Origin of the sequence: Lentzea sp. NPDC020367 (assembly GCF_044387305.1) — a bacterium.
GTDB lineage: Bacteria > Actinomycetota > Actinomycetes > Mycobacteriales > Pseudonocardiaceae > Lentzea.
In genome coordinates this window covers 33,894-54,833 of sequence record NZ_JBIRVV010000001.1, presented here as the reverse complement: position 1 = coordinate 54,833, position 20,940 = coordinate 33,894, and the positions used below count along the sequence as shown (strand labels likewise).

At 69.4% G+C, this 20,940-nt stretch carries 20 protein-coding genes and 1 tRNA gene; 10 read left to right on the top strand and 11 right to left on the bottom strand.

Going from position 1 to position 20,940, the window contains the following annotated elements; translation table 11 throughout:
• Window positions 1-102 precede the first annotated feature (102 nt).
• From ACH413_RS00240 to ACH413_RS00230, 3 genes are all read right to left on the bottom strand, one after another.
• Window positions 103-1,326: an MFS transporter gene (locus ACH413_RS00240; RefSeq protein ID WP_360029394.1), complete on the bottom strand. Its 1,224-nt coding sequence runs from the start codon at window positions 1,324-1,326 to the stop codon at window positions 103-105.
• Window position 1,327: 1 nt separating this feature from the next.
• Window positions 1,328-1,819, bottom strand: a complete 492-nt coding sequence (locus ACH413_RS00235) for a Gmad2 immunoglobulin-like domain-containing protein (protein WP_360029393.1) — start codon at window positions 1,817-1,819, stop codon at window positions 1,328-1,330.
• Window positions 1,820-1,896: 77 nt separating this feature from the next.
• Window positions 1,897-1,980, bottom strand: a tRNA-Tyr gene (locus ACH413_RS00230).
• Window positions 1,981-2,210: 230 nt separating this feature from the next.
• On the opposite strand from ACH413_RS00230, the gene ACH413_RS00225 reads away from it, so the two are divergent.
• Together ACH413_RS00225 and ACH413_RS00220 are read left to right on the top strand one after the other, a co-directional pair.
• Entirely contained in the window at window positions 2,211-4,775 is a 2,565-nt protein-coding gene (locus ACH413_RS00225) for an AAA family ATPase (RefSeq protein ID WP_360029392.1), read from the top strand.
• Window positions 4,776-4,823: 48 nt separating this feature from the next.
• Window positions 4,824-5,099, top strand: coding sequence for a hypothetical protein (locus ACH413_RS00220; RefSeq protein ID WP_360029391.1), 276 nt, complete (start codon window positions 4,824-4,826; stop codon window positions 5,097-5,099).
• Here the strand turns inward: ACH413_RS00220 and ACH413_RS00215 are convergent.
• Genes ACH413_RS00215 through lnt form a run of 4 tightly spaced genes read right to left on the bottom strand, consistent with a single transcriptional unit; the run spans window position 5,092 to window position 8,222 of the window.
• A complete protein-coding gene (locus tag ACH413_RS00215; protein WP_360029390.1) occupies window positions 5,092-5,565 on the bottom strand; it encodes a TspO/MBR family protein in 474 nt (157 codons plus the stop codon). The genes ACH413_RS00220 and ACH413_RS00215 overlap by 8 nt on opposite strands.
• 17 nt (window positions 5,566-5,582) lie before the next feature.
• Window positions 5,583-5,870 (bottom strand): hypothetical protein, encoded by a 288-nt coding sequence (locus ACH413_RS00210; protein WP_360029389.1) that lies wholly within the window; start codon window positions 5,868-5,870, stop codon window positions 5,583-5,585.
• Between the two features lie 56 nt (window positions 5,871-5,926).
• On the bottom strand, window positions 5,927-6,691 hold the full coding sequence (locus ACH413_RS00205; protein ID WP_360029388.1) for a polyprenol monophosphomannose synthase: 765 nt from the start codon (window positions 6,689-6,691) through the stop codon (window positions 5,927-5,929).
• Window positions 6,675-8,222, bottom strand: coding sequence for an apolipoprotein N-acyltransferase (lnt, locus tag ACH413_RS00200; RefSeq protein ID WP_360029387.1), 1,548 nt, complete (start codon window positions 8,220-8,222; stop codon window positions 6,675-6,677). The genes ACH413_RS00205 and lnt overlap by 17 nt, the downstream gene beginning before the upstream one ends.
• Window positions 8,223-8,258: 36 nt before the next feature.
• Here lnt and ACH413_RS00195 point away from each other — a divergent pair, with 36 nt between their 5' ends.
• A complete protein-coding gene (locus ACH413_RS00195; RefSeq protein WP_360029386.1) occupies window positions 8,259-9,635 on the top strand; it encodes an AMP-binding protein in 1,377 nt (458 codons plus the stop codon).
• Between the two features lie 27 nt (window positions 9,636-9,662).
• A complete protein-coding gene (locus tag ACH413_RS00190) occupies window positions 9,663-10,268 on the top strand; it encodes a TetR/AcrR family transcriptional regulator (protein WP_360029385.1) in 606 nt (201 codons plus the stop codon).
• On the opposite strand, the gene ACH413_RS00185 is transcribed toward ACH413_RS00190, so the two are convergent.
• Window positions 10,172-11,428, bottom strand: a complete 1,257-nt coding sequence (locus ACH413_RS00185) for a hypothetical protein (protein ID WP_360029384.1) — start codon at window positions 11,426-11,428, stop codon at window positions 10,172-10,174. The genes ACH413_RS00190 and ACH413_RS00185 overlap by 97 nt on opposite strands.
• 135 nt (window positions 11,429-11,563) lie before the next feature.
• Between ACH413_RS00185 and ACH413_RS00180 the strand changes: the two genes are divergently transcribed.
• Window positions 11,564-11,758 carry a PspC domain-containing protein gene (locus ACH413_RS00180; RefSeq protein WP_319980008.1) on the top strand — a complete coding sequence of 65 codons (195 nt, stop codon included), beginning with the start codon at window positions 11,564-11,566 and terminating at the stop codon, window positions 11,756-11,758.
• 69 nt (window positions 11,759-11,827) lie between these two features.
• Here the strand turns inward: ACH413_RS00180 and ACH413_RS00175 are convergent, their stop codons facing one another.
• Complete coding sequence (locus ACH413_RS00175) at window positions 11,828-12,607, bottom strand: hypothetical protein (RefSeq protein ID WP_360029383.1); 780 nt, start codon at window positions 12,605-12,607, stop codon at window positions 11,828-11,830.
• A 263-nt stretch (window positions 12,608-12,870) separates the two neighbouring features.
• Here ACH413_RS00175 and ACH413_RS00170 point away from each other — a divergent pair, with 263 nt between their 5' ends.
• The 5 genes from ACH413_RS00170 (at window position 12,871) to ACH413_RS00150 (ending at window position 19,317) form a co-directional block, all read left to right on the top strand.
• Complete coding sequence (locus ACH413_RS00170) at window positions 12,871-14,946, top strand: hypothetical protein (RefSeq protein WP_360029382.1); 2,076 nt, start codon at window positions 12,871-12,873, stop codon at window positions 14,944-14,946.
• Window positions 14,947-15,020: 74 nt separating this feature from the next.
• Window positions 15,021-15,575 (top strand): EF-hand domain-containing protein, encoded by a 555-nt coding sequence (locus ACH413_RS00165; protein ID WP_360029381.1) that lies wholly within the window; start codon window positions 15,021-15,023, stop codon window positions 15,573-15,575.
• Window position 15,576: 1 nt separating this feature from the next.
• Window positions 15,577-16,293 (top strand): GNAT family N-acetyltransferase, encoded by a 717-nt coding sequence (locus ACH413_RS00160; RefSeq protein WP_360029380.1) that lies wholly within the window; start codon window positions 15,577-15,579, stop codon window positions 16,291-16,293.
• A 52-nt stretch (window positions 16,294-16,345) separates the two neighbouring features.
• Window positions 16,346-18,742, top strand: a complete 2,397-nt coding sequence (locus ACH413_RS00155) for an excinuclease ABC subunit UvrA (protein WP_360029378.1) — start codon at window positions 16,346-16,348, stop codon at window positions 18,740-18,742.
• A gap of 17 nt (window positions 18,743-18,759) precedes the next feature.
• Window positions 18,760-19,317 carry an EF-hand domain-containing protein gene (locus tag ACH413_RS00150; RefSeq protein ID WP_360029377.1) on the top strand — a complete coding sequence of 186 codons (558 nt, stop codon included), beginning with the start codon at window positions 18,760-18,762 and terminating at the stop codon, window positions 19,315-19,317.
• On the opposite strand, the gene ACH413_RS00145 is transcribed toward ACH413_RS00150, so the two are convergent.
• Window positions 19,314-19,739: an SRPBCC family protein gene (locus ACH413_RS00145; protein ID WP_360029376.1), complete on the bottom strand. Its 426-nt coding sequence runs from the start codon at window positions 19,737-19,739 to the stop codon at window positions 19,314-19,316. The genes ACH413_RS00150 and ACH413_RS00145 overlap by 4 nt on opposite strands.
• Before the next feature lie 9 nt (window positions 19,740-19,748).
• On the bottom strand, window positions 19,749-20,888 hold the full coding sequence (locus tag ACH413_RS00140) for a Glu/Leu/Phe/Val dehydrogenase dimerization domain-containing protein (protein WP_360029375.1): 1,140 nt from the start codon (window positions 20,886-20,888) through the stop codon (window positions 19,749-19,751).
• Window positions 20,889-20,940: the final 52 nt, after the last annotated feature.

Below are 20,940 nucleotides of genomic sequence, written 5' to 3'. Positions count from 1 at the left end.
CACACTCTCGTCTACTACCCGGTAGGAAAACCGCTAGATCGAAGCGAGTTGAGCAGCGTGGTTTGTATGAAACCAACAAGCCACCAGGTCCTCGGCACAGCATCACTTGAGCCCGTGTCCCAACTCACCACCACGCTCGGCGTTCACCCGGGACCACCCGAGCCCCGCGACGAACACGAGCGGTAACGCCGTGATCACCAGGGCGGTGCGCACCGACAGCGCGTCGGCCAGAACTCCTCCGGCCAGCGCCCCGGCGGGTTGCCCCACCCCGAACGTCATCATGCGCCCCACCAGGTTGACTCTCCCCTGAAGATGATCAGGGGTGATCAGCTGGCGCACCGTGATGCCGTTGACGATGACGATCGTCGAGGTCAGACCCCACAGCGCGGTGCTCAGTACAGCGAGCCACCACAGCTGCGCCCCCACCAGCAACCCCATCACCCCCACCCCGGCGGTCAGGCCGATCGTGGTGGTGCGGCGGGGTTCACAGGTGTCGCTGATCGCGGGCATGAGGACCGTGGCGACGAACGACCCGGCGGCCAGCGCGCTGAACAGCACGCCGATCCGCACGTCGTTCTGCGGCACCTCGAACGCCCGGAACGCGTAGACGACCAGGAGCCCGGACACCGCGCCGCCCGCGACCGCCTGACCGAGACCCAAGGCGAGGAAGAGCCGGACTGTGGGTTCCCTCCACAGGAAGTCGAGTCCTTCCCGGATGTCCGCTTTGAGGGAGGTGCGCGGTGGCCGGCTCAGGTTCAGCGGCCGCAGGATCGTGCGGATGAGCGCCGCGGACACGGCGAAGCTCAGCGCGTCGAGCGCCATCGTCCCGGCCGGCCCGTGGATCACGAACAGCACTCCCGCGACCGACGGCGCCGCGATGTGCACCGCGGTGGCGGTACTCCAGATGGCGCTGTTGGCCCGGACGAGGTTCTCGCTGCCCACGAGCGCGGGCACGGCGCCGAAGGTGGCCGCGTCGAACCAGACGCCGACGCTCGCGACCCCCGCCGCGACCAGCAGGAGGTGCGACGGGGTCAGTGCGTCCAGAGCCGACGCCACCGGCACGCTGACGAGCAGCCCGGCGCTGACCAGGTCGGTGACGACCATGACAGTGCGCCGGTGCGTGCGGTCGACGAGCGCGCCCGCGACGAGCCCGAACGCGAGGTACGGCACCGCGGTCAGCGCCGCGAGCGCTCCCGTGTACGCGGCGCTGCCGGTGAGCGAGTACATGAGGACGGGCAGCGCGACGCCCGACACCGCGGACCCGGCCGTCGAGATCAGCCTGGCGAGCCAGAACTTCCCGAACTCCCGGTCGTCCCAGAGGGTCACATCAGGACTGGGGAATGCGGATCACGCTCCCCGGGGTGATCACGTTGGGGTCCGTGATGACGTGCGGATTGGCCCGCACCAGCCGCGTGTAGGTGTTGCCGGAGCCGTAGAACCGCGTGGCGATCGACCAGAGCGTGTCACCGGCCTTGATCACGTACTCCTGGTACACCCGGTAGCCGGGCACGATCCGCGGCCCGTACACCACCGGCACGATGACCTTGTCGAGCTCGGCGCCGTCCTGCGGCGACACCCAGAACACCTCGACGAAGAGCCGGTCGAGCACGAACGACGCCCCCGACACGTCGACCTGGACCTGGAACTGGCCGTGGCCGCCGACCCCGTCCCCCGCGGTGAACCCGCCGACCACCTCGTCGTGGCCCTCGTGGATCCGGTAGCCGAACTGGGCCTCGAACGCCCCGCCCGCGGTGCCGCCGACGTGGACGTGGCTCCCGACCAGGCCGAGCGGGCGAGGCTGCTGAATGTCGATGGACATGGTGTCCCCTTCCTCCGCTAGTAGGTCGTGAGCGGAGCAGGGGTCGTTGCCGGGGTTCACCCCGGTGGCGCAACGGCTGGTGGTGGAGGTCGGAGTCGAACCGACTCTGCGCGGGGCTCCCGTTTTACAGACGGGCGGGGCTCCACAGCCCCATCTCCACCATTGTCGTGCACATTTCCGCGCACGAAAAAGCCGCCCTGACCCGTTCGCACGGGCGGGCGGCTCTCGACGTCGGCGAGGCCTTACGGCGTCACGACGGAGAGCCTGAGCTGGGCGGATAGCTGCGATAGGTGCGCATGCGGACAACCTTGCCGGACCGTCCGCGCCGCCGCCAGCCATTTATCGGGCTATTTGCCGGAAACGAGGTTCCTGGCGTGGACGATATCCAGGCGTGAGGGTTGTGGGGCGTGGTCGTGAGCTCGCCGCGGCGAGGTCGTGGCTGGCGGCGGAGACCGGGCGGCTGGTGCTCTGCGGAGGCGAGCCGGGCATCGGCAAGACGCGGCTGGCCCAGGAACTGGCCGGGCACGCGCTCGCAGTCGGCCGGGAGGTCGTGTGGGGGCACTGCGTCGAGACCGCCGGGGCGCCGGCGTTCTGGCCGTGGCGGCAGGTGCTCAAGGCGACCGGCGCGGATCCCGATCTCGTGCTCGCGCACGACGCCGAGGTGCCGCAGGACAGGTTCCGGGTGTTCGACGCGATCGCGACCGCGCTGGACCGCGACGGCCTGGTGATCGTCGTCGAGGACGTCCACTGGGCCGACGAGGCGTCGCTGCTCGTGCTCGCCCACCTCGCCACGCAACTGCGGAACGTGCTGGTGTTCGCGACCTTCCGCGACCCGTGCCCCGCGGTGGCGGACCTGATGCGCTCGGCTGACCGGATCGACCTGCACGGGCTGTCGCCCGACGAGGTCGCGGAGCTGGTCGGGGCCGAGCACGCGGCCACGATCACCGAGCTGACCAGCGGGAACCCGTTGTTCGTCACGGAGATCGCCCGCGCGGTCGACGACGGCACGTGGCATGCGGACCAGCCACCGCGCAGCGTCCGCGACATCGTCACCGCCCGCCTCGACCGGCTCTCCCCCGACGCCCGCGAACTGATCAGGACGGCCGCGCTGATCGGCCGCGACTTCGACCTCGACCTGGCGGCCCGAGCCTCCGGCCTGCCGATCAGCGCGCTGGACGAGGCCACGACGTTGATCGACGCGACCGGGCACCGGTTCGTGCACGCGCTGACCCGCGACGCCGTCGAGGCCGCGCTCACCCCGGCCGAACGTCGCGCGCTGCACCGCCGGATCGCCGAGGCGATGACGAGCAGCACGCACTTCGCCGACGTGGCCCGGCACTGGAGCGCTTGTGGCGCAACAGAAGACGCCCGCACGTGGACGATCCGCGCGGCGCAGGACGCGGTCACCAGGCTCGCCTACGAAGAGGGCGTCCGGCTCTACCGCGCCGCCGCCGAACTGGGCGACAGCCACGAGATCCAGGTGGCGCTGGGCAGAGCCGCCTACTTCGCCGGGGACCTCGCGGGGTGCGTCCAGGCCGCCCAGCGCGCCGCCGAACTGGCCGGGACGCCCGAGCAGATCGCGGAGGCCGCCCTGGTCCTCGAAGCCGCACCCGGCGCGGGCGTCAACGCCGTCGCGACCCCGTTGTGCGACAACGCCCTTCGCCAGGACGTCCGCCCGGCCACCCGTGCCCGGCTGCTGGCCCAGCGCAGCCACCTCGCGTTCTACCGCGGCGAGCAGCACCGCCTGGACGAGCTCAGCCGGGAGGCGCTGAGGCTGGCCCGCGGCGACGATGGCGCGCTCGCCGAGGCGTTGCACGCCAGGCAGGAGGCGTGCCCCGGCCCGGCCGGACGCGCCGAACGCCTCGACCTCGCCGCCGAGATGATCGACCTCGCCCACCGCACGCACAGTCCGCGCGGCGCGATGTGGGGCTCGCTGTGGCGCATCCACGCGTTGGTCGAGAGCGGCGAATTCGCTGCCGCACAAGAAGAACTCCCGGCGCTGAAGCTGGCCTGCGAACGGGTCGGCGGCCAGGTCCCGTTGTGGCACCTGGACGTCGTGACGGCATGTCTCGCCCAGGCACAGGGACGTTTCGCGGAGGCCCAGGAGGTCGGCCGCAGGGCCTACGACCGCATGCGGGTGATCGAGCGCGAACCGGCGTCGGGCGCCTACTTCGCTTTGCAGTGCGGGCTTTCCTGCCATCTCGGCGTCACCGAGGACGGCCTCGCGCTGGCCCGCCACTTCCACGACCCGCCACCGCGGTTCCGGCTGATGTCGAAGCTCACGCGGGCGTTCCTGTTGCTGCGCGCGGGTTTCCGCGACGAGGCCCTGGACTTCTACCGCCGTTCCGGCCCGATCGCCGAGTGGGACCTGCCCGCGTTCTTCGTGCTGCCCGGGCTGGTCGACGCCGTCCTGGTGACGTCAGGACTGGGCCTGACCGACGACCTGCGGCTGATCCTGCCCCGCCTCGCGGAGTTCCGCGGCGAGCACGCGGCCGGCAACGGCGTCGCGTACATGGGCCCGGTCACCCTCGCCCTGGGCCGCGGGCATCTGGCCCTCGGCGACCACGAGCAGGCCATCGCCGACCTCACCTCCGCCGTGGACGAGGCCTCCCGCGCCGGCGCGCCCGCGTTCGCCGCCGAGGCCCGCTGGCACCTCGCGGCGGCGTTGCGCGCAGCCGGACGTGACGCTGACGCCGTGCACCGCGCCGCCGACCGCGCGATCCGCACGCTGGGCATGACGGCGTTCACCACGACCGAGCTGAGCGGCCGCGAGCACGAGGTCGCGTCGCTGGTCACCGAGGGCATGACGAACCGGCAGATCGCGCGCCGGCTGGTGATCTCCGAGCGGACCGCGCAGAACCACGTCCAGCACATCCTCACCAAGCTCGGCTTCAGCACGCGCAGCCAGATCGCGGCGTGGATGAGTACCGCACCGAGTACTCCGGCGGATGGCTGACCAGCGCGAACTTCCTACCTTGGGAGCACACCGACCGAGGAGGACCCCATGTGGCTCACCATCGCGACCCCGCCGATCCAGTCCCTCGACCAGCTCGACCAGGTGATGGGCGCGGCTACGCCCGACGGCCTGCGCGCCCGCTACGCCTGCCGGGCCGACGGCGAGTTCCGCGTCATCGCCGTGTGGGAGTCGAAGGAGCACGCCGACCGCTTCTTCCGCGAGGTGCTCGGCCCGATCCTGGCCCGCGTGCTCGGCCCGGAACCGTCCGGCGCGCCCGCGATGACGGGTATGGAGGTGCTGCGCGAGTTCGTGCCCGTCAGTTGAGCACGGCGATCGACACGTTCAGGGCCGTCGCGAAGCTCACCCAGGCCAGATAGGGCACGAGGAGCGCGCCGGCGGCCCTGCTGCGCCGCCAGAACGCCACGATCACCGCGACGATCGCCAGCCACAGCACGAGGATCTCGGCGAACGCCACCCAGAACCACCCGAGCCCGAAGAACAACGGCGTCCAGGCCGCGTTCAGCACCAGCTGCACGCCGAACAACGTCAGCTCGTTCCGAGTCGCCCCGGCACGCCAGGCCAGCCAGCCCGCGGCCGCGATCATCACGTACAGCAGCGTCCACACCGGACCGAACAGCCACGCGGGCGGCGCCCAGGACGGCTGCTGCAGAGCCATGTACGTCGATCCGGCCGAGACGGAGAACAGCGACCCGACCACGGCGGTCACCAGCACAGCCCCCGCGAAGAGTCCGAGAGCGCGAACCGGATGCCGTTGCGATACCAGCGTCATATCAGGGGTGTACCCGTTCAGGAGTCGGCCAAAGCACGGACGATCTTCAGCACCGCCGCCCGGCTCGGCCGCACCCGCTCGGCGGCGTTGAGCAGCGTGAGCTCGTCGACCAGCACGGCCTCGCGGATCTGCGCGTCATGTCCGGGCAGCTCGGCCCGCAACGCCTTCACCAGCCGCGACCGCAACGCCCGGCCCAGCGGGTCGTCGCTCGGCAGCTGTCGCCAGTGCGCCAGCAGCAGCCGTTCCGCCACGTCCTCACCGCCGACCGCCCAGAGCAGGCGGATCATCCGGTCGGCGAGGCCCATGCGGTCCACCCTGGGGTCCGGCGGTCGCACTCGCAACCGCCGGACTCAGCAACGACCTACTTCTTGCCGCCGAAAAGCGCCTTGACCTGGTTCCCGCGCCGGCGCAGGCCCCACTTCGTCACGCGGATCAGCGCCTCGCGCACGATGTTGCCGCTCATCTTCGACTCGCCGAACTCGCGCTCGAGGAACGTGATCGGCACCTCGCGGACCCGGAAGCCCAGCTCGATCGTCCGCCACAGCAGGTCGATCTGGAAGCAGTAGCCGGCCGACGCGACCGAGGCGAGGTTCAGCTTGCGCAGGGTGTCCGCGCGGAACGCCCGGAAGCCGCCCGTCATGTCGCGGACGTTCGCGCCCAGCGCGAGCCGCGAGTACAGCGAGCCGCCCAGCGACAGGAACTTGCGCTGCGCCGGCCAGTTCACGACCTCACCGCCGGGCACCCAGCGCGAGCCGATGACCAGATCGGCCTGCGGCAGCGCGTCGAGCAGCCGGTGCAGCTGCTCCGGGGCGTGCGAGCCGTCGGCGTCCATCTCGCAGATGACGCCGTAGTCCCGCTCGAGCGCCCACTGGAAGCCCGCGACGTACGCGGCGCCCAGCCCGGCCTTCTCGGTGCGGTGCATCACCTGGACCCGCTCGTCGGCGGCCGCCATCTCGTCGGCGAGCTGGCCGGTGCCATCGGGGCTGCCGTCGTCGACCACCAGCACGTGCACGTCGGGCAGTGCCGTGTGCAGTCGCTTGACGATCTTTCCGATGTTGTCCCGCTCGTTGTACGTCGGGATCACCACCAGCACCTGCCCGAGTTCCTGGTCAGGCTGCCGCGCCATTCGAGTCCTTCCGTCGTCGGGTGAAGCCCAGCGCCAACGCCACAAGGCCCGCAGCGGCAATCACCCACTCGGGCCAGGCTCCTAGCCAAGTCGCCAGCGTAGTCTGTGACCGCAGCGGCAGTGTCGCGACCAGGGCACCCGGCTCGAAAAGCCCAGTCTTCTGAGTGACGGAACCGTCAGGTTCGACGATGGCGCTGACCCCCGAGGTGGCCGCCACGACCACGGCCCGGCCGTGCTCCACCGCACGCAGTCTGGACATGGAAAGCTGCTGGTAGGTCATCTCCGTGTAGCCGAACGTGGCGTTGTTCGTCGGGATCGCGATGATCGTCGCGCCGGCCGTCACGGAGTCGCGGACCACTGAGTCGAACGCCACTTCGTAACATGTGTCTATCGCGACCTTCGCGGGCCCCAGGACGAAACCTTCCGGGTCCGTGCCGGGCTGGAAGACCCCCGCCCGATCGACCTCGGACGCGAACAGCCGGAAGAACGACCGCATGGGCATCGTCTCGCCGAACGGCTGCAGCTTGCGCTTGGTGTAGGTGTCCGTGGCCCCCTTCTCGGGGTCCCACAGCACCACCTGGTTGCGCGGCAGCCCGTCGGTCTTGTCGACCACCACGGCGCCCACCGCGATCGGCGCCTTGATCGTCTTCGCGGCCCTGTCGATGAGCGCGGCGGCGTCGGTGTTGCGGAAGGGGTCGATGTCGGAGGAGTTCTCCGGCCAGATCACCACGTCGGGCTGCTTGACCTTGCCCGCGGCCACGTCGGCGGCCAGTTCGAGAGTGCGCTTGACGTGGTTGTCGAGCACGGCCCGGCGCTGCGAGTTGAAGTCGAGCCCGGCGCGCGGCACGTTGCCCTGGATCGCGGCGACGGTGACGGTCCCGGCGGACGCGTCCACCCCCACCGGTACGACCAGGCCCACCGCCAGCGGCACCACGACCAGCGGCAGGCCGAGCTTCCAGTTCTTGACGAGCCAGAACAGCCCGAACCCGGTCAGCACCACACCGAACGTCACCAGCGGCGCACCGCCCAGCGACGCGAGCGGCAGGAACCAGCCCTCCGGCTGCCCGAAGGCGATCTTCCCCCAGGTGAAGCCGCCGAACGGGAACACGCCGCGCAGCGCCTCGTCCGCCACCCACAGGCACGCCGCCCACAGCGGCCAGCCCGGCACGCGCGACGCGAACGCCATCGCCGCCGTGCCGATCGAGATCATCAGCGCGCACGCGAGCGCCAGCGGCAGCCACGCGATCAGCCCGACGAACTCACCGGTCCACCGGAGCAGCGGCACCATGAACCCGAGCCCGAACAACAGCCCGTACCCGAATCCAGCGCGCGCACGCCTGTCGAAGATCACATAGGCGAGCAACGCGAACCCGACCGGCGCCAGGAACCACAGCGGGCGCGGCGGAAAGCTCAGGTAGACCAGCACGCCGCCGACGACGGCGAGTGCCATGCGCAACAGCACCGGAGTGCTCAGTTTTCGCCTGCGCGCGGGCAATTCCGGCGATTCCGGCGCGATGGGGGGTGCGACCACCCGATCAGCCTACGAGGCCTGGAGTACACAGGACGTATGAGCTACGTCGATCTTGTGTTGGAGCGACTGTCCACAGACGACGAACGTGAGTCCGTGATCGGCGGCGACACCAGACTCACTCGCGCACAAGCCCGTGACCTGCTGTTCCGTCTCGCCGACGGCCTCGCCCAGCGCGGCATCCGCCCCGGCGACGGCGTGGCCGCGTACCTCGGCAACACGCCGGAGGCGGTCCTGCTGACCGTGGCCGTCCACCTGCTCGGTGCCCGGCTCGTCTACGTGCCACCGGAGCCCGGGCCGAGCGAGCTCAGGGCGTTGATCGAGAGAGCGGACGTGGCCGGGGTGGTGGTCGACCCCACCTTCAGCACCCGGCTCGACGGCTGGGACCTCGCCGACCTCCCCGGTGACCCCGTCGAACGCGTCCCGGCGCCGGACTTCACCACCGTCATGTACACCGGCGGCACGACCGGCCTGCCCAAGCTCGCGGTCCACCGCTCCGACGACCGGTGGGCGACCTCCGCGCAGACGCCGCCGATGAACCTGCTCTGCAACACGCTCATCACCCACGGCAGCGGCGCCGGAGCGGCCCGGCTCGCCCTGATGACCGGGTCGAAGCTGGTGCTGGGCCCGTCGACGTTCGACGCGGACACGTTCGTGCGCCTCGCCCGCGACGAGGAGATCAACGCGACGATGTTCGTGCCGCCGATGATGTACGAGGTGCTCGACCACCCGGACTGCCCCGGCCGGCAGTTCGGCGTCGTCATCGTCGGCGGGTCCCCGCTCGCTCCAAAGCGGCTGCGCCAGGCGATCGAGAAGTGGGGCCCGGTCGTCATGCAGGGGTACGGCATGACCGAGGCGATGGCCATCACGGCGATGCCCGCGGGCGATGTCGACCTCTCACGGCCGGACACGTTGCGCACGGTCGGAAAGCGCAATCCGGCGATGGAGGTCGAAACCCGCGACGGAGACGTGTGGGTGCGCGGCCCGCACGTGATGGAGGGCTATTGGGGCGAACCCCCATTGAGCGAAACGGCCGATGGGTGGTTCAACACCGGAGACGTGGGCTATTTCGACTCCGACGGTTACCTCTACCTCAACGACCGCAGCAAAGACGTCATCGTCACTGGTAGAACGTCCGACAACGTCTACTCACGCCTGCTTGACGACTTTCTCGTCACGCTTCCCGGTATCCGGCAGGCGGCGGCGGTCGCCCAGCCGGACGAGGCGCTGGGCGAGGTCGTGCATCTTTTCCTGGTCACCGAGGGACCGGATGTCGATGTCGACAGAATTCGCGATTCGGTCGTTGCCGAACTGGGTGAGCTTTACCAGCCCAGAGGGGTCACGATCGTGCCTCGACTTCCCTTGACCAAGGTGGGAAAGGTCGACAAGCGCAAGCTTCGTTCCCAGTTTCGGTAAGGTTCAGGACAAATCAGGAGGTGACGGATGCCCCGTCCAAGTGTGGAAGCCGAACGCAAGGCTCAGATCCTCGCGTCCACCTGCAAGGTGATCGCGGCAGAGGGCTTCCGTCATCTCCGGGTGTCCGACGTGGCCAAGGACGCCGGCGTGTCCGGTGGCACGGTCCACTACTACTTCGAGACCAAGCGGGAACTCACCGACGCGGCCTTCGAACACTGCTTCGAGCTCTCGGTCCGCCGGCGCCGCTGGATCCTCGAGTCCGACGAGCCCCCGTTGTCGCGCCTGCGCATGGTGGTCGAGTCGTACCTCCCCGAGGGGGCCGAGACCGTCGAGGCGTGGAAGGTCTGGGCGGAGCTCTGGGTCGAGGCGATCCGCAGCCCCGAACTGCAGGAGCTCAACGAGCGCTTCTACGGCGAGTGGCGCGACATCGTGGCGAGCATCTTCCGCGACGGCCAGGCCTCCGGCGACATCCACTCGCCCGGCGACCCGCTCGAGCTCGCGAACATGATGGTCAGCATGCTCGACGGCCTCGCACTTCAGGTGCTCGCGGGTTCGAGGGCCATGACGGTCGACGCCATGCGCACCACGTGCCTGAGGTTCGTGGACCAGCTCTCGACCGCGTCCGTCGGATAGCTCAGCCCGCTCGTCAGCACGCACAGCACCAGCAACAGCGCTACCGGCGTGCGCGTGAAACCGAGGAACAGCAACCCTTTCGGCACCGGCACGGTCTCCGCGAACCGCTGCGCCTCGCTGAGCAACAGCCCGGCGAACATCAGGAACACCACGGCCAGCGGAAGCGCACGCCCGATCACGCCCACGGTGATCAAGCCGGCGGTCGAGGTCACCACAACCGCGGCCGTGAACCACCAGTGGTGCGGCGAGTGCGACGGCCCCTTGCCGCCCCGCGCCATCAACCAGTCCCCGAACAACACCGCCACCGTGCACAACACCAGCACCCGCATCGCCGTCAGCGCGTTCTGCCCGTCGTACGCCATCGGCACGTAGGCGATTCCCAGGGCTACCAACGGGGTTACGGCCAGCCCCCGTGCCACCCGCATGACCGCGGGCCGTTGTTCCGCGGTCGGCCTCATCGCCACCCTGGCCCGGATCTGGTCGGCGTCCCCGAGCTTGCTCTTCGCGGCGGCGGCGTCGTCCAGTTCCCAGACCACCCACACCAACCCGAGCAACACGACCAGCCCGAGCACGATCGCGTACCCGGTCAGCTGCCGCGGCCCGTAGATCCACCCGACGCCCGCTACGAGGACGCACAGCCCAAGCCTGATCAGCGCCCCGAGTTCAGGCCGCGCACTGCGCCACGTCTTCTGCGCCCACGACGTCAACACGAGCCGCCGCATCACGAACCACACGCTCGCGCCCATGGCGACCGCCGCGACGAACATCGCCAGCCCGACCCCGGGACGGGTGAGCGACCGCGTGTCGCCGAACACCATCAGCCCCGACGCGAGCACCACCACCGTCGCCTGAACCCTGAGGCGCCCCAACGCCCACACGTGCTGCCGAACCCAGCGATCCCGGTTCCGCCACGCCGACTCGACGGCCACCGTCACGAGAAACCCGAGCGCGATCAACCCGGCCGGATTGCCCGCGAGATGCCCCACGGCCAGAACCGTGATCGGCACCGCCCGCGGATACGGACTCTCGACCAGCGTCAGGCTGCGCAACGGCGACGGCGGCCCATTTCGCTCTTTTGCGCGCAACCACTGCCAGGCGTGCCACAACAGCGGCGCGTAGACCGCGATGAACACCGTGTCGATCAGGAAGTCAACGCTCATCTCGGCCTCCCCAACGTTCGGGACAACCGTGCTGTCGCAGGTCACAGCCCTGGAGTTACGTGATGTAGCTCATCCGGGTGAAATCAGGGTTCATCCCCGATGCAACAGTTGAGCAAAAGTGGGCATTCTGGGTATATGACCACGACAGTTGCTTTGAGCAGGCCCAGGACCAACCGGATGATCGCGGGTGTCTGCGCGGGGCTCGCCCAGCGCTGGGGAATGAAGGCGAGCACCGTGCGCCTTCTGTTCCTGCTGTCCTGCCTTCTGCCCGGACCGCAGTTCGTCGTCTACATCGTGCTTTGGGTGATCATGCCCGACCGCGGTTACTGATCGACCGCAGGGAGCGCCGCCCACCAGTTCGGTGGGCGGCCGTCCCTGAGGCGCCGTCGCCGAGGCTCCTCAGCGGTTCTCCTCCACCGGTATCCCGGCCAGCTCCTCTGACAGGCCCGTGAACGACTCGGGTTCCACCCGCAACACCCCGCTGAACGGCTGCGTCATCCCCACGCACAAGACGCACACGAACGCCAGCACCGCCGCCGTCAGGCTCATCTGCAGCACGTGCCGCCTCCGTGCCGTGAACCCGATCAACAACGGGAACACGATCATTCCCACTGCTCCTGCGATCGTGCCGATCAACATCAACATGCCGGTGTTGTCCAGCCCGCCGGCCGAGTCGATCCGATCCCGCCGCAGGTCGGTGATCTCCCGCAGCCGTTCCAGCGACCGCTCCCGCGCGCTCTTCACCTGGTCGGGCGAGGCGGGCAGCGACAGGATCTCGGAGTGCAGCGAGTGGAGCGTCTCGGTCGTCGTGTCGTCGGACTCGCCGACGGCCAGGCGAGGCCATTCCTTGTCCGCCACCAGTTTCGGGTACTCGGTGAGCAGCGAGCGGATGTGGTCGCGCTGGGGTTGCGGCAGGACGGCGGTCTGCCAGTAGACGTCGGCGACGGCGGCGGCCTCGCGGGAGGCGTTGTCCTCGGCCGCGCCGCTCTCCTCCCAGACGATCACCACGTAGAACGCCAGCGCGACGATGAACAGGCCGCTGATCACCGCGCCCAGGAAGCCTCGCGAGTCCGCGTCCCGGTCGTCGGCCTGCTCGTGGGCACGGGAGCGCCCGAACAGGATGCAGGCGATGGCGGTCACGACCACCGACGCGAGAACGATGACTAGCGCGGTCCACATGGGGTCCATCTCCCCACAGCGGACACCGTTTGACCACCAACACCACGCTTCCCGGCACTGTTCTGCGCCCGTCAAGAGCAACGCAGGGTGGATCACGCACACGGCAAGTCCACATCGGAGCGCGTGCCCGCAACCCGTTGACACGAATAGGAGAACCGCACCCCGCCAGCGGCGACGGAGAGTGAGGAAGGCGTGATCAACGGGCGGTGACAACCACCGGGAAGCGTGCCAACCTGTGCCCCGACCCGACCGGAAGGCGTGGCATGCGTGTACCGATCCTCATCGCCGTCGTGCTGCTGATCCCACTGCTCACGCCTGGGCCGGTCGCCGCGGCCGAGGTGTGGCGCACCCAGTTCGACGAGGCGGTGTACGGAGACGTCACGGTCATCGGCAACTCCGTCCTCACCTGCCCGACGCCCGAGCAGGCCGGACACCATCCGAAATATCCGCCGCAGTCCTGTGTGGACGCTCTGAACCGCAAGGGGCAGGGGCCTTCCGCGCTCAACAACGGGCATCGCATGTCGTGGACCGACGTCGACGCCGACCCGGCGACGGTCAACTCGTCCAGCGCCGAGCTCAGCATCCCGGCGGGCGCGACCGTCGCCTACGCCAAACTCGGCTGGGCGGGCAGCGCGAGCTGCCGCGACGCACTCGACCCGCCGGGAACACCCAGCGACCCGGTCACCTTCAACGGCGCCAAAGTCGCCCCCGACAAGTTCGTCATCGACGCGCCGGACGACCTCTCGCACACCGACAACGCCTTCTACAGCGCCGAAGCCGACGTGACCCGCGCGCTGACGAGCGGCACCGTGACGGTCGGCAACGTCTGGGCGCCGCAAGGGTTCGACTGCTTCGGCGGCTGGTCGCTGACGGTCGTGTGGAAGTTCCCGAACGCCACCGCGACGGCACCCGCCAAGCGGCACGTGGCGGTGCACGGCGGGCACGTCCGCCTCCCCACCAAGAAGCCCGTGCTGAGCACGCCGATCGCACCGACGCACCCCGCGGGCGGGGTCATCCGCATGGGCATCACCGCGTACGAGGGCGACTGGGCCACGGACGGCGACCAGATGCTGGTCAACGGCGCGTCGATCGGCGGGTTCAACGCGTTCGTGTCGTCCGCACAAGGTGCCGCGTATCCCAACAACATGAGCGTCGACGCGCGCACGGTGACCATCAGCGAAGACGCCCTCAAACCCGGCACCAAGAGCGCCGAACTCAGCTTCAAACGGGCGGACGACGCGTTCCTCGTCCAGAGCATCGCGTGGTCGTTCCCACTGCCGGAACTCACGCTCGCAGTCGCCCCGGAGACACCCGCCGCCCATTCCGGGGACACCGTCACCCAGACCGCGACGATCACCAACGTCGGTGACGCACCCACCGCTGACGTGACCGTGTGCGGCCAGCAGATCGGCACGATCGCTTCACGCGCCACCGAAACGCGAACCTGTTCGTCCACAGCGGCCGACGACGACTACCCCGCGACCGTCGCGGTGAGCGGCACCAGCCTCGCGGGCGATCCACTCGCGACGCAGAAGGCGACGACCGTCGACGTGCTGCACCCGGCGCTGAAAGCGACCACCGCGCAGGAACCGATGACCGCGCTCCCCGGCCTGGCCGTCAAGTTCACGACGACGGTCACGAACACCGGCGACACCCCGCTGTTCGGCCTCGCCGCCCGCTCGGCTCAGGGGTGTGACCCCATGCAGGGGCAGCTCGACCCCGGCGCGACGTCCACGGTGGACTGCACGGCCCCCGCCGGCGACGAGAGCGGCGCGCTGACCTCCACCGTCACGGCGGCCGACAAGATCGGCGGCAAGGTCGAAGCGACGGCATCCGCGCAGGTCAAGGTGGTCTACCCACGGCTGACGATCAGCGCGGCGTGGTCGAAGGACCGCGCGCTGGAAGGCGAGGACGTCACGGTCACCGTCACGGTCGGCAACCCGTCGGACCTGCCGATCGCCGACGTCCGCGTCGACGGTGAGCCCGCCGCGTGCCGGCGGGAGTTCCCGGTCCTGCAGCCGCGCGAACGCGTCACCTACACCTGCCTGGCCACGGCCCCGATCAACTCCCGGTTGACCGTGTCCGGCGCAGGTGCCGCTGGGGCCGTCAGCGAAAGCGCGGTCGTGCGCATCGCGTCGCTGAGCGCCCCGCTGCCGCCCGCTCCCCTGCCGCTCGCTCCCGAGCCGCCCGCACCGGTGCCTGACGAACCAGCGCCCCCGCGCCCGGTCGCGCACGTCGAACAGGTGTCGAAACCGGCGGTCGGTGGCATCGCCGCGGTAATCGGGATGATCGGCATGGTGGTCGTCGCGAGTGCGTTCTCCGGGTTGGGCCGCCGTTGAGAACTGGGAGAATTCGCATTCACGGCACTAACAGAGGCGTTTTACTTCGGAGCGGAATGCGGTAGAAGGGCCTTATGGAGATCACCGCCTTCCTAGACCGCAAGCTGGCCCGCCGGTTCCGGACGTACGACTCCGACGGCGACGGGTTCATCGAGCGGGAGGACTTCACACAGGCGGGCGAGCGCACCACGAAGGCATTCGGCCTGGCGCACGACGACCCGAAAGCCGTGCGGTTCCACGACATGCTGATCGGGCTGTGGGAGCAGCTCTCGGAGGTCACCGACCAGGACCGGGACGGGCGGATCAGCGTCGAGGAGTACAAGAAGGCGTTCGCGAACGGGCTGCTGGAGACGCCGGAGTCGTTCGACGAGGGTTATGTGCCGTTCCTCGACGCGCTGATGGCGATCGCGGACGAGGACGACGACGGCAAACTCACTCTCGAAGAGCACGTGACGTGGACCGGCGCGTTGATGAACCTCTCGGAGGCCAACGCGCGTGGAATTCACGACCTGCTGTCCGACGAGGACGGACTGATGTCCACTCAGGCCTTGCTCGAGGCGATCCGGGAGTTCTACTTCTCCGAGGATCCCGCCGAGGCCGGCAACTGGTTGCTCGGGTCGTTGGACTGACGTGCTCTTAAAAACCCTGCAGGAGTACGCGGCCCACGCCCAGCCCGCCGAGCACGTCGAAGAGGCGGGCGGCTGGTGGCTGCGGCACTCCCCCGGCGACGCGTGGTGGGTCAGCGCCGTCCTGCCGCACGACCGCGAGGACCGGGTCGAGCGCGCGGAGGAGTTCTGCGCCGAACACGGCTCCGGTGTGCGGTTCCAGATCACGCCGGGCGTGTGCGCGGACGACCTCGACCTGCGGCTGGAGGACAGGGGGTACACGAGGGGTCATGACATGTCCCTGCAGATCGCCTCGACCGCCGAGGTGCTGCGGCACGCCGATGCCGACGCCGGCGAGGTGAGGCCCAGACCCACCGACGAGTGGCTGGCGGCGTGGCAGAAGGTGACCAAGCGGGACGTCAGCGCCGAACGCGACCTGCTCAGCCGCGTCGAGCACCCCAGCGCCTACGCCTATGCCGAGGTGGACGGCCAGGTGGTGGCCGTAGGACGCGCGGTGGCCGAGGACGGGTGGGCCGGGGTGTTCGGCATGGCGACACTCCCGCACGCACGCGGTCAGGGCGCCGCACGGTCCGTCCTGGCCGCCCTGGCCTCATGGGCTGCCGCGCGCGAGGCGAACCACCTGTACTTGCAGATGGAGAAGGCGAACACCACGGCGTTCCGGCTGTACGAACGCACGGGGTTCCGCGAGGTGTGCACCTATCACTACCGGATTCGTGCATAACCAATCAGGAATCAAGAAGGCAGAGCCGAGGTGCGCGAGTTAGTTTTGCGCCATGACCAGGACAGCTCCGACGGCGCATGATGCCGACACCCACGATCTGATCCGCGTGCAGGGCGCGCGGGTCAACAACCTGCGCGACGTCGACGTCGAGATCCCGAAGCGCCGGCTGACGGTCTTCACCGGTGTCTCCGGGTCCGGCAAGAGCTCGCTGGTGTTCGGCACCATCGCCGCGGAGTCGCAGCGGCTGATCAACGAGACCTACAGCGCGTTCATCCAGGGCTTCATGCCGACGCTGCCGCGTCCCGAGGTGTACCTGCTGGAGGGCATCACCACGGCGATCCTGGTCGACCAGCAGCGGATGGGCGCCGACCCGCGCTCGACGGTCGGCACCGCGACCGACGTGAACGCGATGCTGCGCATCCTGTTCAGCCGCCTCGGCGCACCGCACATCGGCGGCCCGCAGGCGTTCTCGTTCAACGTCGCCTCGATCTCCGGCGCGGGCGCCGTGACGATCGAGAAGGGCGGCCAGAAGGTCAAGGAGCGCCGCGAGTTCTCCATCACCGGCGGCATGTGCCCGCGCTGCGAGGGCCGCGGGCAGATCTCCGACATCGACCTGACCGAGGTCTACGACGAGTCGAAGTCGATCCTCGAGGGCGCGATCAAGGTGCCCGGCTACAACGTCGACAACCAGTGGACCGTGCAGACGTTCGCGCAGTCCGGTTTCATCGACCCGGCCAAGCCGATCCGCAAGTACACCAAGAAGGAGCTGCACGACTTCCTGTACCGGGACCCGATCAAGATCAAGGTCAACGGCATCAACCTGACCTACGAGGGCCTGATCCCGAAGCTGCAGAAGTCCATGCTGTCCAAGGACCGCGAGGCGCTGCAGCCGCACATCCGCGCGTTCGTGGACCGCGCGGCGACGTTCGGCACCTGCCCGGACTGCTCCGGTACCCGCCTGACCGAGGCGGCGCGGTCGTCGAAGATCAAGGGCGTCTCGATCGCGGACCTGTGCGACATGCAGATCACCGACCTGGCGGACTGGATCCGCGGCGTGAAGGACAAGTCCGTCGCACCGCTCGTCGACAAGCTCGCGCACACGCTGGACTCGTTCGTGGAGATCGGCCTCGGCTACCTGTCACTGAACCGGCCCGCGGGCACGTTGTCCGGCGGTGAGGCGCAGCGCGTCAAGATGATCCGCCACCTCGGTTCGGCGCTGACCGACGTGACGTACGTGTTCGACGAGCCGACGATCGGTCTGCACCCGCACGACATCGAGCGGATGAACAACCTGCTGCTTCGGTTGCGGGACAAGGGCAACACCGTTCTGGTCGTGGAGCACAAGCCCGAGACGATCGCGATCGCGGACCACATCGTCGACCTCGGTCCCGGAGCCGGGCGGGGCGGCGGCACGATCTGCTTCGAGGGAACGCTGGAGGGGTTGCGCAAGAGCGACACCGTGACCGGCCGCCACCTGGACGACCGCGCGTCGCTGAAGCCGGAGGTGCGCGAGAGGACCGGCGTGCTGGAGATCCGCGGCGCGTCCACGAACAACCTGCGCGACGTCGACGTCGACGTCCCGCTCGGGGTGCTGACCGTGGTCACCGGCGTGGCCGGCTCCGGCAAGAGCTCGTTGATCCACAAGTCGCTGCCGCGCGACTCCGGCGCGATCGTGGTCGACCAGACGCCGATCAAGGGCTCGCGGCGGTCCAACCCCGCGACCTACACCGGTCTGCTGGAGCCGATCCGCAAGGCGTTCGCCAAGGCCAACGGCGTGAAGCCCGCGCTGTTCAGCGCGAACTCCGAGGGCGCCTGCCCGAACTGCAACGGCGCGGGCGTGGTGTTCACCGACCTCGGCATCATGGCGACGATCGAGTCCCCCTGCGACGTCTGCGAGGGCAAGCGGTTCGACCAGGCCGTGCTGGAGTTCAAGCTCGGCGGCCGGGACATCTCCGAGGTGCTCGCGATGCCCGTCGCCGAGGCCGTGGAGTTCTTCGGCGCCGGTGAGGCCCGCACGCCCGCCGCGCACGCGATTCTGGAACGGCTGAACGACGTCGGCCTCGGCTACCTGTCGCTGGGCCAGCCGCTGACGACCCTGTCCGGCGGCGAACGCCAGCGCCTGAAGCTGGCCACGCACATGGGCGACAAGGGCGGCGTCTACGTCCTGGACGAGCCCACGACCGGACTGCACCTGGCCGACGTCGAACAGCTGCTGGGCCTGCTGGACCGGCTCGTGGAGTCCGGCAAGTCGGTGATCGTGATCGAGCACCACCAGGCCGTGATGGCGCACGCCGACTGGATCATCGACCTGGGCCCTGGAGCGGGTCACGACGGCGGCAAGATCGTGTTCGAGGGCACGCCCGCAGACCTCGTGGCCGACCGTTCGACGCTGACCGGCGAGCACCTGGCTGATTACGTTGGTGCCCCGGCGCGTCGCAAGCGGCGCTGACCGGGTACCAAGGGGGCATGCACATCACCACGTTCCTGGACCGCAAGCTCAGTCGCAGGTTCGAGACCTACGACAGCGACCAGGACGGGTACGTCAACCGAGCGGACTTCGAACTGGCGGCGTCACGGACGACCGCCGCGTTCGGCCTGGGTTCGGACGACCGGCGGGCGAGGCGGTTCCAGGAGCACCTGCTGGGTGTGTGGGACCACCTCTCCGCCATGACGGACACCAACGACGACGGCCGGATCAGCGTGGACGAGTACAAGGCCGCGTTCGCGAAAGGCCTGCTGGAGCGGCCGGAGGCGTTCGACGACGTCTACGTGCCGTACCTCGACGCGCTGATGGCCGTCGCCGACCAGGACGGCGACGGCCAGCTCGGCGTGGACGAGTACATGCGCTGGACCACGGCGTGGATCAGCCTGCCCGAGGCCGACGCACGGGCCGTGCACGCCCGCCTCGATCACGACGGTGACGGCCTGATCGGGACGGAGGACCTGCTGGCGGCGATCCGGGCGTACTACTTCTCGGAGGACCTGGACGGGCCGGGAGCGTGGCTGCTGGGCCCGCTCGACTAGTCGGCGGCCTCGGCGACGCTCTTGATCGAGGCGGCCTCGGTCTCGACGTACCGCCTGGTCAGACTCTTCGTGAACAGCCAGCCCAGCCCGGACAGCGGCCCGGACACGCTCAGCGCGAGGGTGAGCCGGGCGCCGTCCGGGTGCGGCTCGACGACGTGCGAGGCGACACCGAGGACGCCCGGTGACTTCGACTCCCAGGTGTAGGACATCCCGCGGGTCAGTTCGGTGACCGTCCACACCGCCTCGGGCAGCTTCGGCTGCCTGAGGCGGGCGCTGGAGCCGACGGCGAACGGGCCGTCGTCGAGGCGTTCCACGGAGTCGACCGTCGGGATCCGTTCCGGCCAGCGCTCGACGTCGACGAGCACCTCCCAGACGCGTTCCGGCGGGGCCGCGATCGTGATGGCGTGCTGCAGGCCAGGCATCCGGCGAGTCTACGACCGCGGGAAGCGTTGTTCGATCTCCTTGACAGCTGTGGCAGCGAGTTCTGCCGCGGCCGCTCGCGGTGAGGGCCTGTCGACGATCTTGGCGACGAGCCGGCGCATGTTCGTGCCGATCTTCGCGAACGCCGACTCCGCCGTGGCGTCGATGTCGCCGAACAGGGTCCACCACCACCAGGAGTTCGTGGCGGAGTTCGCGACGACGTCCGGGATGACCAGCGCGTCGATCTTGGCCTCCGCCTCCGCCGTGACCGGCATGTTGGCGGCTTCGACGATCAGCTTGGCGTTGACCCGGTGCGCGTTGTCCTCGTTGATCGCGTAGCTGGTGGCGGCCGGGACGAGTACGTCCGCCTCGACGTCGAGCCAGCTGTCGCGGTCGCGTTGGTGGTCTTCCGGGCGCAGTTTCGTGCGGTCGATGGCGCCGTGCGAATCCCGGGACAGCAAAAGGGTTTCCACATCGAGCCCATCAGGGTTTGCTATGACACCGTGGACGTCCGCGAGCCCGACGATCTTGACGCCGGCTTTGGCGAGGTAGCGGGCCGTGGCGCCGCCCATCGAGCCGAAGCCCTGCACGAACGCGGTGGGGTTGCTCAGGTCGAGGTGCTCGATCCCCGCCAGCGCCGCCTCGGCGACGCCGTAGCCGCCGACCAGTTCGTCGAGACCGACGCCGTCGACGGTGACCGCGAAGGCGTCCGCGAGGCGTTCCCTGGCCTTCTGCTCGTCGTCCAGCAGCGGGTAGACCGCCTGGATGGACGACTGGAGGCCGATCTTCTCGATCGCCACGTCGATGGCCTGCTGCCGCAGCCCGAGGTCCTCCCCCATCGTCCAGAAGCGTTCGATGTAGGGCGACATAGCGTACAGGTAGGCCGTGAGGACTTCTTGCGCGCGCGGGTCGTAGGGGTCGAAGTCGATGCCGCCCTTCGCGCCGCCGAGCGGAACGTAGCGCGCGCCGGGGTCGTAGTTGAGGGCCTCCTTGGCGGTCATCCCCTCGGCCAGCCCGCGGACCTCGTCGAGCGTGCAGCCCGCGCGCATGCGCAGACCCCCGCTGCTGACCCCGCGCACCAGCCGGTCGATGACGAGGTAGCCACGCGCTCCCGTCGCCGGGTCGACCCACGTGACCTGGAGATAACTCATCGCCTGCTCCCCTTGGCTTCAGCTGGTGGCCGCGTCCCGAATAACTGACTGA

Excerpts from the sequence above, each read along its gene's own strand:
- ACH413_RS00175 (WP_360029383.1), bottom strand. The coding sequence starts at position 12,607 with ATGTGGACCGCGCTAGTCATCGTTCTCGCGTCGGTGGTCGTGACCGCC.
- ACH413_RS00205 (WP_360029388.1), bottom strand. The coding sequence starts at position 6,691 with ATGGCGCGGCAGCCTGACCAGGAACTCGGGCAGGTGCTGGTGGTGATC.
- ACH413_RS00145 (WP_360029376.1), bottom strand. The coding sequence starts at position 19,739 with ATGCCTGGCCTGCAGCACGCCATCACGATCGCGGCCCCGCCGGAACGC.
- ACH413_RS00165 (WP_360029381.1), top strand. The coding sequence starts at position 15,021 with ATGGAGATCACCGCCTTCCTAGACCGCAAGCTGGCCCGCCGGTTCCGG.
- ACH413_RS00150 (WP_360029377.1), top strand. The coding sequence starts at position 18,760 with ATGCACATCACCACGTTCCTGGACCGCAAGCTCAGTCGCAGGTTCGAG.
- ACH413_RS00195 (WP_360029386.1), top strand. The coding sequence starts at position 8,259 with ATGAGCTACGTCGATCTTGTGTTGGAGCGACTGTCCACAGACGACGAA.
- ACH413_RS00155 (WP_360029378.1), top strand. The coding sequence starts at position 16,346 with ATGACCAGGACAGCTCCGACGGCGCATGATGCCGACACCCACGATCTG.
- ACH413_RS00215 (WP_360029390.1), bottom strand. The coding sequence starts at position 5,565 with ATGACGCTGGTATCGCAACGGCATCCGGTTCGCGCTCTCGGACTCTTC.
- ACH413_RS00170 (WP_360029382.1), top strand. The coding sequence starts at position 12,871 with ATGCGTGTACCGATCCTCATCGCCGTCGTGCTGCTGATCCCACTGCTC.
- ACH413_RS00235 (WP_360029393.1), bottom strand. The coding sequence starts at position 1,819 with ATGTCCATCGACATTCAGCAGCCTCGCCCGCTCGGCCTGGTCGGGAGC.
- ACH413_RS00140 (WP_360029375.1), bottom strand. The coding sequence starts at position 20,888 with ATGAGTTATCTCCAGGTCACGTGGGTCGACCCGGCGACGGGAGCGCGT.
- ACH413_RS00220 (WP_360029391.1), top strand. The coding sequence starts at position 4,824 with ATGTGGCTCACCATCGCGACCCCGCCGATCCAGTCCCTCGACCAGCTC.
- ACH413_RS00185 (WP_360029384.1), bottom strand. The coding sequence starts at position 11,428 with ATGAGCGTTGACTTCCTGATCGACACGGTGTTCATCGCGGTCTACGCG.
- ACH413_RS00210 (WP_360029389.1), bottom strand. The coding sequence starts at position 5,870 with ATGGGCCTCGCCGACCGGATGATCCGCCTGCTCTGGGCGGTCGGCGGT.
- ACH413_RS00180 (WP_319980008.1), top strand. The coding sequence starts at position 11,564 with ATGACCACGACAGTTGCTTTGAGCAGGCCCAGGACCAACCGGATGATC.
- ACH413_RS00190 (WP_360029385.1), top strand. The coding sequence starts at position 9,663 with ATGCCCCGTCCAAGTGTGGAAGCCGAACGCAAGGCTCAGATCCTCGCG.